The sequence below is a fragment of the Treponema vincentii F0403 genome (assembly GCF_000412995.1).
GTDB classification, from domain to species: Bacteria; Spirochaetota; Spirochaetia; order Treponematales; family Treponemataceae; genus Treponema; species Treponema vincentii.
Genome location: NZ_KE332512.1, coordinates 953,296 through 970,462 on the forward strand (window position 1 = coordinate 953,296; position 17,167 = coordinate 970,462).

The window sequence follows — 17,167 nt, forward strand, 5'->3', positions numbered from 1 at the left end:
CCTAATTTAACAACCCTGTTTTTATAAAATGTTTTTTAAGCATTTTATTGCCTATATAGCAACCGAGCATTGCAGCAATAACAGTAAGGATTAACGAGATTGCGACCCATTTAGGATCGGTATAGTATTGCGTTTGTATATCTATTTGTTCCTTCGAAACACCGGTCTTTACAAAAGCATTATAGAAAAACCAAATTTCGCTCATACCGTGTGTGGCTCGTGTAAGTGAAGTAATAATCCACGCTATGGTAATTCGCTTGCAGTTCCGGTAGCTGTCTTTACCCCACATGGAAAGTTCGCCGATAATTCCGCCGACAAAAAACCAAGGGAACATAAACGGCCCCATAAAGACGGTTGTTAAAACAGCATGCAGCGTATTATAAATAAGAACCACGCCCGGTTTATTGACCTTCATTGCCATATACACAAAAAACGGTGCAAGTATAAACGCTGCAAACACGGCATTCAACACCATATTAAAAAATAAGGATGCGCCGGTGATCATCGAGAATGCAATAAACACAACGATCATTATTGCCGAAAAAATACCGATCGTTGCCAAATCCTTTACGGATAACCTATTTGACATAATAATACCTCCAGGTAGGAAGATATTACCATCGGTTTACATTATTGTTCTTTCCGAATCGGACAAGTTGTACCAAATAAGTCGGATGGTTTTATTCGTGCTTGATTAATTTTTTATATTCGCTCGGCCGCAGGTTATAGGTCTGCTTAAAGGCTTCCGAAAATTTTGCATGACTTGAGTAGCCGATTTCCAAAGCAATTTCCGTAATGTTTGCGGAGGAGTTTTTAAGAAGATCGATTGCTTTTTGAAGCCGCGCTTTTTTGACCGTTTCGTGAATGGTTGTTCCATAAACCGATTTATAGCAGGTTTTCATTGTTGTCGTTTTAATATGAAAGATGGCGGAAAGCTGCGCATAACTGTAGTTTTTATTTGAGTTTTTTATGACAAACTGGTGGAGGCGTTTGATAATTTCCCGATTGTTTTTTTGCGCGTATTCACGATCGGTAAAATCGATGCCGCTTTTTAATATGCTTAAATACAAAAACAATTCCTGTATTTTTACTTTTAAATACGGAACGGCAATTTCTTCCGGCACGTGATACATTTCGTGAAATATATGGTCAAGTTCGGGGGTTGCTCGTTTCAGAAAGAGGGTTCCGTTCTTACACAGGTGTTCTAAAATGATTCCGTAATCGATACAAAAATATTGCTGCAAGGTGCGGGCTTCTTCTCCTAATTCCGCCGGAATAATGTAAATGCTGATACCGTGATAGTGCCGTATCGGAAACCGAGAATGCTGCGAACAATTTTCTAAAGGATTGATTGCAAAGTCACCGGCATTCATGCTGACTTGTGTTCCGTCTTTTAATATCGATTCAAATGCGCCTTCTCTGCAATGGTTCAGTTCGTATTGCTTGATATTGTTATTGAGCAGATCCGCAGCGGAAGGTGGACATAATGTATCGGTATGGATGTCGTTAAACATAACATTCACACCGGGGAAAATACGATACGATGTAACGTAGCACATTCCATTCCGTGTTTTGACGGTATGCACTGCTCCATGCTGTAATTTTTTTACGGTTTTTATATCTCTGCCGTAGAGGTGGTTTAGGTAGTCCATTGAGTTACCCTATCACGCTTTTGATGAAAGGCAGTACCGCCGTAAGCGAAAAGATAAAGATAGCGCCGTAAGCGATTAGCGCGAGTACCGATGCAGCAATTTCGGCATATTTTTGGGTTTTGCCTATCCGTGTAAACAACCGCTGCCGTCCCGTCCACGCAAGGTATGCCGCAGCGGTGATGGGAATTGCCATTCCTGCCGACATACCGATAACCGCGATGATGCCGATACCCGCCGCATCCAACGTAGAAACCAATACCAATACAAGCAGCGCTGCAGGGCAGGGATACATGCCGCTGAGTAAGAACGTACCCCACTGTATGTTGCCGGCGCTGTGATGCTGAGGTCGGTAGTTTTTATACCGTGCGGAACCGTAGCCGGCACTATTGTATGCAAGCTTCCCGTTTTGCGTAGGTGCCGGTGAGCGGCGGCTGAAACGGAAATGCGGAAAACGGTTGGGGAATAAGCCGGACAGCAGATGCAGGATAGAAGCTCCCGAAAGCAGCAGCAGCAGGATGAACGAAAAACCTTCAAGGTAAATGGTTGCGGAGTCCGTATGCGCGGACAAAGCGCCGCTCACATTACGGAAAAGCAGCAGTAATAGGATGCTTGTTATGCCGTGCAGCCCCGCTAAGGTGAGGCTGGTTACGGCAGGTTCCCACGCGGGGGCTTGGCGTGCCAGATAAAATGAGAATACAAGCGCTTTCCGATGCCCCGGCCCCAGTGCGTGCATAATTCCATAAAAAAAGGAAAGCCCGATAATTGTCCAAAAGGCTTGTGCCGAATGCGCCTGTGTCCATTCATAGATGGCATCACCGAGTTTTGTATGGAGCTGTGCTTGCCGGTTCACAAGAAAATCAGCGGTTTTTTCCGTGCGGACGGGGGCAGGCGTATCTTTTTTGCCGGTAAAAGGATTCGCCCAAAGAGTGCTGCTCATCATACAGAGCACAGCCAAGATAATTCCGTGCCGTATCGTTTCTGTCCCGACGTGATACCCTTTCAAGCAGCTCAAAACATTTTTGTACCGGTTTTTCAGCACTATCAGCATTCCTTAGTAGGTAATATGAATTTCTCTGGGGTAAAATGTCTGCAGTCCCGGTTTCCACGTATCATACATCGTTGTCATATCGGCTGTGTCGAAGGGATCGTAATACACGGGGTATTTTCTATTTTCGGCTATCGTATACGTTGGAGGCGTTTTACCGGAAGCTCCGGTAAAGATTACCGGTGTCTTTTCGTCATACCGGAAATCGCAGAAAAAGGTATAATCATATACGGCAAAGTAAAAATCGCCGCTGTATTGTGATAAATTGATGTAAAACCGGTACGAAGCGATTCCGTCTTTTTGCCGCACCGAAAAATCGCTCACCTTTTCGGGGCTATGCCGTTCGTTCCCTTGCCGGATAAAGGTGAAATACGCATAGTTTTTAGTATTGATAAAGGCATTGTTATACACATCCTGTGTTTCAGCCTTACTGAAAACTCCGTCCCTGTTCAGATCGTACCCTTGAATAATATCCGCGCTGAAAAAACGGTCAAATATCCATGTTTCGTACGCACCTTGGATTTTTCCGTTGTTCAAGACAAATTCGGTCTGCGTGGAGATAAACAGATGCGGATGAGCAATTCCTTGAAGCGGGGCAATAAATAGCAGCGTAATCAATAAAATAGAAACGCATAGCGCCTTTTTATATCCGTATCGTATCATTTTTACACCTTGGATTCTGTAACTGCGCGAAAAAGAATAGGACACCTCTAAAAGTTTAACAGTTTTTTTACAGATGCCCAATGAATATAAAAAAAGAGTCCCTATTCAGGACTCCTTTTAGCAAGAATAAAAAACGGGATGTTTAGACTTTTTTAACAACATAGTTGCTCTTTAAGCAGCGGGAACACAGCTTCAAGGTTAAAGTCCTTCCGTCAATTTCCGTTTTTACGTCGATAAGGTTGGGGCGCCATACGCGGCGTTGATGATTCATCGATTTACTAACCGTATTACCGCTCATCGGCCCTTTTCCACAAATATCGCATCTGCGTGCCATAGTTTACCTTCCTTAGCTTTTTCTATTAGCATTAAAAATAAAACGCAGGATAGTATACTGTAAAAAGCGTATTATGTAAAGGGTAATTATAATTCATAATTAAGAATTCTTAATTATGAATTATGAATTCCCCTGCCCTCTACTCTTCCGAAGAAGAGTATAATTCAAAGTGTGTAACGGCGTTCCCGCCTGCGGTAAAGGCCGGAATGGAAACCATCACCGCATCTTCAAAAAGCGGGATGCTGATTGTGCCGGTAACATCCTCTTGCCCGTTAAAAAAGCTGACCTTTACATGATGGGTTTGTCCCCGCAGCATAATTTTATCGCGGTCTCCCTTAAACATCTCGATCGGCTTTTCTCCGTTAAACGAAATGGTACAGCCGTCAATTGCCTTGTACGTGCCGTTCGGATCGCTGTTGTTATCAATCAGCACGGTATGGGAGCGTCCGAACAAAAACATAAGCGCCATAATGAGCAAGTAAAACACAACCAAGCCGATTTTAACCAGCCGCTGACCTTTTTTTGAACGTACCCGAATCATTATGCCCTCCCGCTTTCGGCTCGTAGCGCAGCCCGCTGTTTTTCCGCATTTTTTTGATTACGTGCTGCGTGCATTACCAGCGATAAGGCAATCGCCGCGTAACCGGAAAACTGTCTGAAATATTCGCCGATCATTGCGGAATCAAAGAGATGCTGCCCAGCCATCGGCGTAACGATGTAGAGGAAGTGCAGCAAGATAATACCGATAAAAACATTTCTAATGCTCGCCTTATTCACCGAAGCGCCACCGACGAGGATTGCAGCTGCCGCAAAGAAGCCGGTTTGATCATGCGCATTATAGGTGCTCATATTTCCCATATTCTGCAAGAAGATAATTTGCCCGATACAGGCAAGCACCGTCGAAATGACAATCGAAATAATCCGTGTCCGCTCAACCGCAATACCGGAGGCAAGCGAAACGGCCTGATTCTGCCCGATTGCCCGCATATCCTGCCCAAGCTTTGTCTTTCTAAACCACACGATAAAAAAGCACAGCGCAATGATAATAAGATACGAAAGGAGCGGAATTTTAAACCCGGCAATTGTAAGCGGGATCGCCGTATCGAGCATTTGCCGCACAGGCGCCAGTTCAAGCGTATTGCGCACACCGTATCCGCGGGACAGCATAATAGCCTTATTGTGCATCGGAATAACCGAACCGAGCAGATACAGCACAAAGAACTGATAAATCCCGTTAAAGAAGAACCCGAGGATGTAGCTGGTAACCATTTCCCGTCCGCGGGCACGGTTCAGCACCGAACCTGCGACAATCCCAAGCAGAATGGAAAGCGGCATACCGATACCGGCAGCGAATACAAGCCCATAGATACCGCCGATACTCCAGTCCATCGCAAAAATCAGACCGATCTGCCCCGCCATTGCACCGAGCACCATCCCGAAGTTAATACCCATTCCGGCCATAATCGGCAAGATTAAAGCGAACACCAAGAAAGAGTTTCTGCCGATGCGCGTTAAAATTTCGGCGATAATATGGTTTGCCGACAAGCCCGACACGGGAATAGCCAAAAATGAAATAACCAAAAATATAATGGATACCAAATTATCAAGAATAAAATCGCTTACGGAAAATTTTTCCCACTTCTTTTTAAGCATATTAGACGATATCATAATCTACCTCGCCGCCTTCGTCTTCCGCGTTAGTGCATACAAGATCATACCGTTTGACAGAACAATACGGATAACCTCCGACATATCGGTTTGCAATACGCTGTTAATAACGGAAGGGGTCATTGTCAAAATGCCCTGAAACAAAAATGTCCCCAGCATTACATTTAAAATCGACGCTTTATTGACCGATGCACCGCCGATAAGAATAGCCGCTACGGCCGGAAACGCCATAAAAAGCGGGGCTTGATACAGCTGAATAAATCCGAAACTTTGCTGATACAGCAAAATGCCGAGGCCGCCGATGACGGTGGACAGCACCGTACTGATAATCCGCGCGCGGTCTATATTCACGCCGCTCGCCCGTGCAAATTCGGGATTTGAACCGACGGCGGTCAACGCAGTTCCCGTCCGTGTCTTCATAAATACCTTCATAATAAAGAAGCAGATAAAGACAAAGAGAATAAGTCCCGTCGGGAATACGAACGAACCTATTTGAAATGCCCATAAATTGTTAAGGATTTTCAGCCAGTATCCTTCAAGGGTGATTGTCGTACGCAAGCCTTTTCCCGCATAGCCCCACACCATTGTCGGATTGCTGTACGGTAATAAAAGCCATAAAATCGACATGAACATAACCGACGCAAACCCGACATACAAAGCGATGGTCATCTCTTCGCCTTTAATCAGATTTAAAAGCTTACCGTAGGCATATCCGATTACCGCACAAATGAGCACCGTAAACAAGACGGCTGAAAAAAAGCCTCCCCATCCGGTTAAGCTCAGTTCCATTGCGATTGTTGCACCGAGCAACCCGCCGATAACACCGACAGACAAGCCGAAGTTAAGACCGCATCCTGCTTGTATCATCGGCACCATCGCAAGCACCAAGAGGGCATTCATACCGAAGCGGTTTATCGTATCCGAAAGGGAAGCACCGATACTGACGTTCACAAAAGGGGCGGCAATAAACAACGACAATAAAAACAAGAAAATAATAATACGCGGCCATCCGAATGCCGCAATCTGTTTTTTTAACTGTTCCATTTATTTTACTCCTGCCATATAAAGCGCAAATTCAGCCGGATCTTCGGACGGCTGCAGTACGTGAGCAACCTTGCCTTGGAATACGACGGCAATACGATCGCACGCAGACCGCAGCTCTTCAAGCTCACTCGAAATCATCACAACAGTAACGCCCTTTTCTCTATTCAATGTACGGATTGCTTCCAGCACAAGGGCTTTTGCGCCTACGTCAATTCCCCGCGTCGGCTCCGCAACAAAGAGCAAATCGGGTTCCAGACAAAACGCTTTTGCCAGACAGAGCTTTTGCTGATTGCCGCCGGAAAGTTCCCGTGCTTTTTGCTGGGAACCGGTGCATTTAATTTGCAGCATTTTGATATAATCGTCGGCAAGCGCTTTCATCGCCTTTTCGTCACGGACGGTGATTAACCCGCCGAGATATTTTTTTAAGTATTTATGCTTTGCCTGCATAGCCGTAAACGCGATATTCCAGTCAAGGCTTTCATCCAGTAAAAGGCCGACGCCGCGCCGGTCTTCGGAGACAAACGCAATTCCTTCCGAAAGAACTTTTGCGGTTTTGGTAATATCGAGCGGCTTACCTTTAAAGATAACCTCGCCGCCTGCACGGAAAAGCCCCATAATACCGTTGGGAATACCGATTTTTCCTTGCCCCGCCAAACCGCCGATACCGAATATCTCTCCTTTTTTAACGGAGAAACTTGCATCGTTAACCAGCTCTCCCGGCATATCTACCCATAGATGTTTTACCTCAAGGATGGTTTCGTCAAATTGCCGCACCGTCTTTTCGGCGGTTTGACCTTCCACCTTTCTCCCGACCATTGCAGCCGCAATCGCCGGAATATCCGTCTTTGCCGTTTCCGTATCTAAAATCGAAACACCGTCGCGCAGTACGACAACCCTGTCGCAAATTTCCATCACCTCATGCAGACGGTGGGAAATAAAGATAACCGCAATTCCCTTTGCCGCCAGCGCTTTGATAGATTTTAGCAGCACCTCCGCTTCGGATTCGGTAAGAACGGCGGTCGGTTCATCCAGTACCAAAAGCCGTACGTTATCGCGGTCTATTTCGCGGGCAATTTCGGTAAACTGCTTATGCCCGACAGGCATTTCGGAAATATGCGTTTTCGAGCTGATCGAAACACCGAGTTGATTGAGTGTGTTCTGCGCCCGCTCATGCATCGCTTTCCGATTCAATGTTGTAAGCCGCCGCCCAAAGAGATCCGAAATAATACTCTCCTGTTCAAGTTCGCGGTTCAGCATAATATTCTCACCGGAAGAAAAACCCGGAATTAACGAAAACTCTTGATGCACCATTCCGACACCTGCTTGAAGGGCGTCAAATGGAGTCTTAAAAACAACTTCTTTTCCCAGTATTTTTACGGTACCGCCGTATCCGCCTGTCTCGGCGATAACCGGCATACCGAACAGAATGCTCATCAATGTCGTTTTCCCGGCGCCGTTTTCTCCTACCAAACCGATCACTTCTCCCGCATGGACATCAAAACTCACGCCTTGTAAAACGGGAGTCCCGGAAAAGTCCTTCGTAATATGATCAAGTGATAAGATGACTTCATCATTATTCATAAATTTCTATAATCCTTATGGGCATCGCTCAAGATATCGTTTTTTTAAAGATGCCTTCTATAATAATATATCAATGTCTTAGGGTTACCCCTCGTACGTAAAAGCAACATAAAACCTCTTTACCATCCGTTAAAAAAAAACGGGTACACTTCAAAACTTTCCATGTACCCGTTCTTCTGAGGAGGCTTTTTTTAAATAGTCCGTATAATGCAACAGTTGAACAAAGTTTGAACTTTGGAAACTGCTGCATTCGTGCGCGAAAAGCGCACATATAATCAGCGATGTTTGCCGAACGGCAAACTCGGCGTTAAATTAAGGCACACCATCAATGTGCCTTAATTTAACAGTCCGTATTATTTATTAAATTTCATATTTAAGTATTGACGCGGTACCTCTTGCTCGGTTGTCGGCAAAAAGCCTTTCCCAAGAATATAAGTATCCATAAATACCAACGCCTGATTTTTTGCACGCACGCCGGTATTCGCATCCGTATAGTATGCGCTCTTCCATCGTGCATTAGGAGTAAACACTCCCAGCGCCTTTGACAAATCTGCAAGGCTTCCCTTCTCCGCTTCTCCGTCGATAATGCGGCGGGCATATTCGCCTAAACCTGCACTGACGGTAAAGCCGTAAGAGTATGCCCACGTACCGAACCGGCCTGCGCCGCCCTTGTCGATAACGGACTGCTCAACCTTCTTTAAGATAGCGGCAAAATCGCCCGCTTGTTCGGTAAGATCGATACCGAGCGCTCCCGGATATCCCATTAACGGAGACGGAAGATCGGCTTCTACAAAGATACCGCCGTACTGTAACAACTGCTTTAAGAGCGGCTCCGTATGGGCATCGTTCGTACAGAAGAATGCGGTTTCTTTGCCGTATTTTTCTACCCACTGCGGAACTTTTTCAAGGATAAACTGCTGCGCACCGGCAACACCGACATCACTGGTGGGGTCGGGAGCGGTTTCAAACACAAATTTTATCCCAAGGTCATTACAAGAAGCTTCCATAATCTGACGGCGGAGACCGAGTGTTTCATACGACATGTGCCGCGGGAAAGAAATATGGACAAATGTCTTTGCGCCGAGCTCTTTAGCAGCCCAAATAATAGTATATCCGCGGGATACGAAGTCATTGCTTATTGCCATATCGGCGGATGCTTGAATGACAAGCGGGTCTTCATGCGGTTCACCGGCAAACAGCAATATGTCGGGGCGTTTTTCCCGCACACGCTTAAACGCTTCTGCCGTTCCGGGAATACCCTGATTGACGATAATAGCTTTCATCAGCGGGTCATCCGCGAGTGCGGCTATTTGTGTAATAGTCGTTTCCTGCTGCGACATAAAGTCGTCAGGATACGTGATATGCTGGATCATCCCACCCGTCTTGGCGGAACCGTACATTTCTATCAGTTTTTCCGCCCCGCGGAGATCATCCTCCGATTGAGACACGGTTCCCGTTGCAATACCGATATGGTACGAAGCAGTCTTGCCGTTAGACGCCGAGTCTGTTTTCCCCGGTTGTGTTTCCGCTTTTTTGCTGCACCCTAATACGGACGCACTCAAAAGTACAGCGGCCAGTAAAACGAATACGGCATGCATTCTTTTTTTCATATTCAACCCCTTTTGATAGCAAACCTGTTCGGAAACTTCCGTTTCGGAACAGGCTACTTTGAAATGCGATGTTCTAAATCGTGCTATTTGTACGATTTAGAACTCGTCGACCTGTTCGACAACGAAGTTATTGAACAGGTCGAGTGTAAGGATATCATAGAGCGATATCGCTTACATTCGGCAGCGTTTAAAAGCTTCCTGCTTTAGAAAACTGCTGTTTTTTTGATACTAAGTTCTTATATAAAAAATGTCAAGTGTTTTATGTATAAATATGCAAGAATAAATACGGGAAATAGTATTTTTATGCATAAATCGTTAAGAGAATCGCTAAGAGCGTTTTGTGTTTACCTACTATCTTACTTCTTTCCAAAATAGAAAATACTCCAGCCGAAGAGTTAGGCCGCATCACCGCGATACTCCGTACGATAAATCCTCATGCGGAAATCCTCGACACCCCGTACTTCAACCAGCCCGCTGAATGGTGGCAAAAACTGCTGTGTACTCCGCTGAATACGCAGCGTGCAATAGCGCTCCCCAAAAAAGACCATACACCCGATTTGGAAAACATCAGTTTTACCGGTGTTGCAGTCGACACTGTCAATGACCTTCTGGAATTGCTGACCGCATTGCTCCGCGGATACTTCGGTACCGTCTACCGTGCAAAGGGTTTTACGCAGATAGGCGGACAATGGACAAAATTCGATATTGTCGATAGGCAGTACACCGTTGCCGTCTGCGATCCGATGCCCGAATCGAAAGCCGTAATCATCGGTCAAAAGCTCGATCGGGAACGGCTCCGCAAGGCGTTTACTGCAGCTGCACCTCTATCGTACCGACGGTACACAGCAGATCGATCAGCGGAATACGTACCGAAGCGCGGGAAGTTTTTTCAGTCTTCGTCGGTAACGTAACGGTTCCGACCGGAGTGATGCGCGCCGCCTGAATCTTGTACGGTACATCGACGGTTAGCACAAATTCGGCGCTGCGGAGTTCTCCTGCAAGTTTTTTTCCGTAAGCGGCGCCGATCAGTTCTTCATATTCCGCAGGCGGTATTTTATCGCCGGTAAACAGCGGCGCCATCAGCATATCAATAAAATCCCTGCTTTCCTGCGGCAGCATCTCCAAAAACGACGCGATATTTTTAGGTGAAAGGCTGACCGAAGTTTTCCGCTCGTTTCCATCGTAGCTGATAACATCTTTAAGCAGCTCATGATTATGCGGCACGGTACATGCGAGACGCAAACCCATCGAACCGTTTACGGTGATTTCTTTGACGGTGATACCCGACTGCGACAGCGTCTCCCTAAGCTCTTGGGTATTAAACACGGATTGTCCGTCAACTTGTTCATTCTTCTGTTTTAGTAACTGCGTAATATTCTTTTCCAATAAGCTGCTTGGAACAAACTCTGCAGTTAAGCTGTAATCCGCAGTATCCCGTATGACAATATGCGCCGAAGAAGAACACGCAGCCGTAATGCAGACCGCAGCACAGCAGCCCAATATGCGGTATAGTATTTTCATCATAACAACTCCCATTGGTTTATAAATTGAACAGCCTTTTCTTCGTGCAGGTATGTGTAGGCACGTGCAAGCACGGCTAAAAAGCGCTTGGTGCGTTTGTGCGGATATCGGGATGGATAGGGCAGTTCTCGGTTGTCCGCGAAAAGAACGGCACGGAAGATTCGGCTAGAAAGATATTCTCCGGTTTCATAATGCTGCCGGCAAAACGGTATGTTTTTTTCCAGTACGATTCTTGGATACTCGACACAATCACGCCGGTACGCGGCCCGTCGGATGCCGAATGAATAAATTTCCCCGCGCCGAGGTAAATACCGACATGGGAAATACCGCCTGCAGTGTTAAAAAACAGCAAATCGCCGGGCTGAATTTCTTCGTCCGTTATCCTTTTTGAATATTCGGCAATAGCATCGGAGCGGCGCGGCATTTGCAGTTTCAGCACTTCGGCGCCGTTGCGGCAGACAAGGCCGGAACAATCCATTCCCTTAGCGGAACGCCCGCCGTAACGATAGGGTGTCCCAAGATAATTTAAAGCATTATTGACAAAAGCAATGCGTTGTGAATCCTTAGGAGACGGCGCTGCAGAAAGGACAGCCGCGGAGAGTACAAGAAATAAACGGAAAAAAAAGCTTCGTATATCTTTCCAAATCATGTAAAATAGTTATACTAAAAAAAAGAAAAAATTGCAATTTTGAAAAGATTTTATCGAAAAATTGTAAAGGAGCTTATCGATATGTACGAAACGTCAAAACGGCCATGGGCATTCCTTGATGCATGGCGCGGAAAAAAGTTTACCGGCGAATGGCCGACACTGCCGGAAATGTTTGAAATTACGGTGGAACGTTTTCCGAATAGGAACTGTTTAACCGTCTTTGAAGCCGATCGTATTACGCTCACGTATCGTGAAACGCTTGCGGCGATTAAGAAATTGGCAGGATGGCTTATTGCTCACGGTGTAAAGAAAGGGACGCACATCGCCGTTTCCGGTAAAAACTCTTCCGAATGGGCAATTGTCTATTTGAGCGCACTGTATGCCGGCTGTATTGTTATTCCCATCGATTATGGCCTACACGATTATGAAATTACATCGCTTTTAAAAACGGCAAAACCGCTCTTTTTCTTTGTCGATGAAGAAAAATACGAATACTTTTTTGAACAAGCAAAGACTCAGTCATTTATAGGCGAAGTTTATTCTTTAAGCGGCAAATATACCGATCGCTACATATATAATTTGGAAGCAGAACCGCTTGCGACCTATTTCCCGCTGAGGGAAACGGACACGGCAGCCATACTCTTCACCTCCGGTACGATGGGTAATCCTAAAGGAGTTATGCTTTCTCATCGGAATATCGTGTCCGATTGTTACATTGCACAATCCAACCTTACAATCTTTGAAACGGATGTTTTTTATGCACTGCTGCCGCTCCATCACTCCTATACGATGGTTGCCGTGTTTATTGAAGCTATTTCCGTCGGTGCGGAAATCGTATTCGGAAAATCCATTGCGGTATCCCGTATGCTGCGAGAACTTAAAGAAGGGAAAATTACAATGCTCCTCGGCGTACCGCTCCTCTTTAATAAGCTGCTTGCAGGTATTTTAAAAGGAATCCGCAGTAAGGGACTTTTAGTGTACGGTATTATCCGGTTGCTTATGGGCATATCGTATCTTGTTAAAAAGACAACGGGGAAAAATATCGGTAAAACACTCTTTAAGAGCGTATTGGCGAAAGCAAATCTTACGACGCTCCGCATTGCCATTTCCGGCGGCGGACCGCTTTCAAAAGAAGTTTTTAGAGCATATAACGAATTCGGTATCGATTTTGTGCAGGGATACGGTCTGACCGAAACATCGCCGATTATCGCGCTTAACCCGAAAGAACATTTTAAAATCGAAAGTGTAGGGCGTTACTTCCATCCGTATATGGAGATGAAAATCCTCGATCCCGATGAAAACGGCCGCGGTGAAATCTGTGCAAAAGGGCCGATGATTATGCAAGGGTATTATAATATGCCGGAAGAAACGGCCGAGGTGTTATCCGAGGACGGATGGTTCCGTACCGGCGATATCGGATGGCTTGATGATGAAAAATATCTGTACCTCTGCGGCCGTGCGAAGAACCTCATCGTTACCTCAGGCGGTAAGAACGTCTATCCTGAAGAAATTGAAAATGCCTTCCAGATGTATTACAACGATATCGAGCAAATAACCGCCCGGGGTTACCATCCTGAGAATGACTTAACTAGCGAAGAGATTGAAGCGCTCATATACCCCGCCGATGAACTGTATAAAACACTGAACCTCAAACGCGGTACTCCCACAGGAGACAGCGCTGCATACAAAAAAATCGAAGCGATTGTTGAAACCGTGAATAAGGAATTGTTACCTTATCAGCGGATAACCAAAACGACGCTTTTGGATAAACCGCTCGAAATGACCACAACCAAAAAAGTTAAGCGGTATAACAAGGCCGAGTAATCTTAACAAAAGCGAAAACCCAGCACGGCGTCTATTCTTACCGGATGGACGCCGTAACTCTAGAACTTCGATATATCGATAAGGTTTAGTTTACTTTAAATTTTCCAACTTCCATAGCCAGATTCTTAATACTTTGTGTATTCTTTTGCGTAATCGCGTTGACTTCCTGCACCGCGTTGTTAATCTGTACTGCGCCTGAAGCCATTTCATTCATACCGTCGGTTATAATACGCGTTAGGTTATCCAATTTGCGCATTTCCTCCGCGACACCTTCCCCGCCTTTCAACATCTCTTCCGATCCGAACTGAACTTCCGTTGTTACCGCATTGATGTTTTTAATAGCAGTTAATACTTCGTTGCTGCCATTCGCTTGTTCGCGCATCGCCTCCGTAAGACGGTCACTCATCTCTTTTACTTGGGCGGCAAGGGTAAAAATGGCATTGAATTTTCCTTCTACCGTCTTAGACGATGCTGAAAGCGTCTCAATTTCGCTGCTCAGCATCTTAAGCGTCGTCGTAATAGTCTTCCCTTGTGTGGCAGAATCTTCTGCCAACTTGCGAATTTCATCGGCAACGACGGCAAATCCCTTTCCAGCCTCTCCTGCATGTGCTGCTTCGATGGCAGCATTCATTGCAAGTAAGTTTGTTTGCGATGCGATATGCTGAATAACGCTCGACGCTTCCATAAGTGAGCCGGATTCTTCCGCTATTTTTTGCGTTACCGTGTTGGACGTCACCAGCGCTGCTTTTCCATCTCCTGTTGCAGAGACAAGCTCTTTCACGATTGTATCGGACTTGTTGAGCGTTTGACTGATTGAAGTAATATTTGCGACCATTTGCTCAATCGATGACGAGGACTGCGCAACGCTTGCAGACTGCGCTTCAATACTACTGCTCAACTGCTTAATAGTGCGGATAATTTCTTCTACCGTAGCGGCAGTTTCGGTAACGCTCGCTGCTTGGGTCAAAACCTGTTGCTTAACACCGTCTATATTTGTACTGATCTGATTGATTGAGCTTGCCGTTTCGGACATATTCGACGCAAGCTCACTCCCGATCTCTTCCATAATGTTACTATTAGCACCGATAGATTTTATTGTAACACTGATTTTTTCTATCGTTTCGTTAAAATACTCCGATAAATCCGTAACCTCGTCATTACCGCTTATGACCATACGAACCGTTAAATCACCTTCTCCTTGCGCGATATCCCGAAGTGCTTCCACCAGCTTTTGTATCGGCTTTACGATACGGCGTGCAACAAAGTAAACGACAACCAATGCGGAAACAAAAATAATGAACCAGATAAGGTTCATCAGTAAACTCATTTCGTTTACTGAACTCATAAGCTCGTTGTATGGCGCAGTCATAATAATTGTCCAGCCTGACAGCTTACTCTTAGCATAAGAAGATATTACAGAAACGCCATCGTTATCATAATACCCAATACCCGCTTTTTGCGCTTGTAACGCTTGTTTCTCAAAGGACGCAAGCGGAGCTTGGGTCGGATCTGTTTTTGCTTCCTCGATGGAATTGTATTGATCTTCGACAAAACCGATATCTTTATCTGCAATCGTATTCCCCGTTAAACCGAGTATATAGCAATACCCCCTTTTTCCCAAAACAATATCTTTAATTGCTTCGGACAAAAGATTCGCTTCTACGGCTGCGCTTAATACGCCGACAATTTGATTGTTATCGCTAATAATAGGAACTGCATAGACAATCTTCATCGTATTTGAAATACGGGATATACGAGGCTCCGCTACAAAACTTTTTCCTGATGAAGCGGCTAAAAACCAATCTCTGTCGCCGACATATAGAGGCTCGCCGTCCTCAGTTCCATAGCGGTACCCCTCCATAGTGCTGACACCGAAATAATCTACCCGTGCATTATGACCGGCTTCATGCACAAGAATCTGGGCTTTTTGCCGATATGAAAGGGAAGAATCTCTAAGATCCGGCATACGGGCAACCCCTTCGACAAATTGAAGCGTTGCTTGTATTCTGGCATCGATAATTTCTGCGACATCGGCAGCTTTATCTATTAAATGAGTCTCAATTTTCTCCGTTACGGCCTTACGTGCAATGAGGACTGCGAGAACAACCTCAACACTGGAGCCTCCTAAAATCAGCAGTCCAAAAATCAGCATCAGTTTTTTTCGTAATGAAAAGCGCTTTTTCTTTAGTTTATCTCCCATACGTCCGTCTCCTATCGCATTGGACTCGGCTGCTCATGCGCCGACATCTATAACGGCTCCTATACAGGGCCGCACTGCCGGTTTCTATCGGATTTAACTGACTTAAATCCCGAACGGCATAGTTCGACAATTCTGAAATAGCAAAGCAGGGATATTGTTTCCCTTACCTTAGAGAAGAACTTATTTCTATGACTGATTTTATATCTAGGCAATATAAATTATATAAATTTTGATTGACTTAGTCTATCCCTCTATAAGTGGTACACGTGAAAAACCGTACAGCACAGTACAATGCGATTACTGAAGAGTCCCTACAATCGCTCACCCGCGCGTAGTTGAACCCGCAGTGCTTGGATTTTTGCGTCCATTGATTCGAGTTCATTCAAAATTGCCTTTTCATGCTCGGAAGTTTCGATAACCGCATGAATGCCGCCGTTTTTAATTACAATACGTTTATCGGCATACAGTGCAAGTGCGGGATCATGCGTTGCCATCAGCACGATTTTTTCATTTGATATTAAAAGTTGTAAGGCCTTCTTCCGGTCGATACCTGCATTTTCAATCTCGTCGATAAGAACGATCGGGGATGAACTTAAAATAGCAGTGTCGGCAATCATCAATGCCCGGGACTGTCCGCCGCTCAGCGCAGTAATCGGCGTATCCAGCCGAAACTGCTCTCCTGCCAGTTTATTTGCCGCCTCGATAATCCGTTGAACGGCTGTTTCTTTGTTTTCGACAAGCCTGCTTTCCGCGTGCAGTTCGATAAATTCCCGTACGGAAAGATCCATCACAAAGTTCATATTCTGCGAAAGCTGCGCAACCAGTTTATTGTTAATAGAAAACCTGATTGCTTTATCGGGCACTTCGCCGTTGATTAGGATTGTTCTGCCGGTCGGCGTATCCTTTTGCGCCGTCCATTCGATGTCGGCAAGCAGCCGCGATTTTCCGGAACCGGTCGGCCCGACAATCGAAATAATCTGCGACGGATACAATATCAAATCTTGAAAATTCTCCGGTTCGCCTGACTTATCCGTGCCGGGCAGTATCGTAAGGCTCTGTATGCCTTGGGCATCATCTCCGTTTAAAAAACGCTTCATTTGAATAATGTATTCAAAGAATGAGTGCGATAAGGCCTCCCTATCGATGGCATATTCTTCGCATTGCTCTCCGGAAAGACTTTGCAAGAATGCGTCAAAAGTGAGCTGCGTATTATCCGAAATATGCAGCTCCGTCAATCTGTTTTCCGCAAAAAAATCTTCAATAAACGGATACTCCGCAAGGAGCGTTTCGATTGTTTCTTTTGAAAGGTTTGCCGCCTCGCCCGCAGCGTGATGTGTTACAAGGCCGGTATCGGTATATGCAGTCATATCATAGTC

16 protein-coding genes are annotated in these 17,167 nt (G+C 45.5%); 2 read left to right on the plus strand and 14 right to left on the minus strand.

Features of this window, described 5'->3' with window-relative positions; translation table 11 throughout:
• Position 1: 1 nt before the first annotated feature.
• The 10 genes from HMPREF1222_RS04225 to HMPREF1222_RS04270 all read right to left on the minus strand — a co-directional run bounded on the left by HMPREF1222_RS04225 (position 2) and on the right by HMPREF1222_RS04270 (position 9,597).
• Positions 2 to 589, minus strand: coding sequence for an MptD family putative ECF transporter S component (locus HMPREF1222_RS04225; protein WP_016518357.1), 588 nt, complete (start codon positions 587 to 589; stop codon positions 2 to 4).
• Positions 590 to 680: 91 nt separating this feature from the next.
• Positions 681 to 1,652, minus strand: coding sequence for a helix-turn-helix domain-containing protein (locus HMPREF1222_RS04230; RefSeq protein WP_016518358.1), 972 nt, complete (start codon positions 1,650 to 1,652; stop codon positions 681 to 683).
• Between the two features lie 4 nt (positions 1,653 to 1,656).
• A complete protein-coding gene (locus tag HMPREF1222_RS04235) occupies positions 1,657 to 2,700 on the minus strand; it encodes a HoxN/HupN/NixA family nickel/cobalt transporter (RefSeq protein WP_244870111.1) in 1,044 nt (347 codons plus the stop codon).
• 3 nt (positions 2,701 to 2,703) lie between these two features.
• Positions 2,704 to 3,360 carry a DUF1007 family protein gene (locus HMPREF1222_RS04240; protein ID WP_016518360.1) on the minus strand — a complete coding sequence of 219 codons (657 nt, stop codon included), beginning with the start codon at positions 3,358 to 3,360 and terminating at the stop codon, positions 2,704 to 2,706.
• 142 nt (positions 3,361 to 3,502) lie between these two features.
• On the minus strand, positions 3,503 to 3,694 hold the full coding sequence (gene rpmB, locus HMPREF1222_RS04245; protein ID WP_006189625.1) for a 50S ribosomal protein L28: 192 nt from the start codon (positions 3,692 to 3,694) through the stop codon (positions 3,503 to 3,505).
• A 139-nt stretch (positions 3,695 to 3,833) separates the two neighbouring features.
• Positions 3,834 to 4,235, minus strand: coding sequence for a DUF6672 family protein (locus tag HMPREF1222_RS04250; protein WP_016518361.1), 402 nt, complete (start codon positions 4,233 to 4,235; stop codon positions 3,834 to 3,836).
• Entirely contained in the window at positions 4,235 to 5,362 is a 1,128-nt protein-coding gene (locus tag HMPREF1222_RS04255; RefSeq protein ID WP_016518362.1) for an ABC transporter permease subunit, read from the minus strand. The genes HMPREF1222_RS04250 and HMPREF1222_RS04255 overlap by 1 nt, the downstream gene beginning before the upstream one ends.
• A 3-nt stretch (positions 5,363 to 5,365) precedes the next feature.
• Positions 5,366 to 6,406 carry an ABC transporter permease subunit gene (locus HMPREF1222_RS04260; protein WP_006189628.1) on the minus strand — a complete coding sequence of 347 codons (1,041 nt, stop codon included), beginning with the start codon at positions 6,404 to 6,406 and terminating at the stop codon, positions 5,366 to 5,368.
• The gene (locus HMPREF1222_RS04265; protein WP_016518363.1) at positions 6,407 to 7,987 is read right to left on the minus strand and encodes a sugar ABC transporter ATP-binding protein; all 1,581 of its coding nucleotides are present in this window, start codon (positions 7,985 to 7,987) and stop codon (positions 6,407 to 6,409) included.
• A 353-nt stretch (positions 7,988 to 8,340) separates the two neighbouring features.
• A complete protein-coding gene (locus tag HMPREF1222_RS04270; RefSeq protein WP_016518364.1) occupies positions 8,341 to 9,597 on the minus strand; it encodes a DUF3798 domain-containing protein in 1,257 nt (418 codons plus the stop codon).
• A 338-nt stretch (positions 9,598 to 9,935) separates the two neighbouring features.
• Between HMPREF1222_RS04270 and HMPREF1222_RS12480 the strand changes: the two genes are divergently transcribed.
• Entirely contained in the window at positions 9,936 to 10,508 is a 573-nt protein-coding gene (locus tag HMPREF1222_RS12480; RefSeq protein ID WP_016518365.1) for a GTP-binding protein, read from the plus strand.
• Here HMPREF1222_RS12480 and HMPREF1222_RS04280 read toward each other — a convergent pair.
• Together HMPREF1222_RS04280 and HMPREF1222_RS04285 are read right to left on the minus strand one after the other, a co-directional pair.
• Positions 10,405 to 11,121: a hypothetical protein gene (locus HMPREF1222_RS04280; protein ID WP_016518366.1), complete on the minus strand. Its 717-nt coding sequence runs from the start codon at positions 11,119 to 11,121 to the stop codon at positions 10,405 to 10,407. The two genes, HMPREF1222_RS12480 and HMPREF1222_RS04280, sit on opposite strands and share 104 nt — an antisense overlap.
• Positions 11,122 to 11,194: 73 nt before the next feature.
• Positions 11,195 to 11,767, minus strand: coding sequence for a C40 family peptidase (locus HMPREF1222_RS04285; RefSeq protein ID WP_016518367.1), 573 nt, complete (start codon positions 11,765 to 11,767; stop codon positions 11,195 to 11,197).
• A gap of 81 nt (positions 11,768 to 11,848) precedes the next feature.
• On the opposite strand from HMPREF1222_RS04285, the gene HMPREF1222_RS04290 reads away from it, so the two are divergent.
• A complete protein-coding gene (locus HMPREF1222_RS04290) occupies positions 11,849 to 13,591 on the plus strand; it encodes an AMP-dependent synthetase/ligase (protein ID WP_016518368.1) in 1,743 nt (580 codons plus the stop codon).
• Positions 13,592 to 13,676: 85 nt separating this feature from the next.
• On the opposite strand, the gene HMPREF1222_RS04295 is transcribed toward HMPREF1222_RS04290, so the two are convergent.
• Positions 13,677 to 15,791 carry a methyl-accepting chemotaxis protein gene (locus tag HMPREF1222_RS04295; protein ID WP_006189635.1) on the minus strand — a complete coding sequence of 705 codons (2,115 nt, stop codon included), beginning with the start codon at positions 15,789 to 15,791 and terminating at the stop codon, positions 13,677 to 13,679.
• Between the two features lie 311 nt (positions 15,792 to 16,102).
• The gene (locus HMPREF1222_RS04300) at positions 16,103 to 17,158 is read right to left on the minus strand and encodes an ATP-binding cassette domain-containing protein (protein ID WP_016518369.1); all 1,056 of its coding nucleotides are present in this window, start codon (positions 17,156 to 17,158) and stop codon (positions 16,103 to 16,105) included.
• Positions 17,159 to 17,167: the final 9 nt, after the last annotated feature.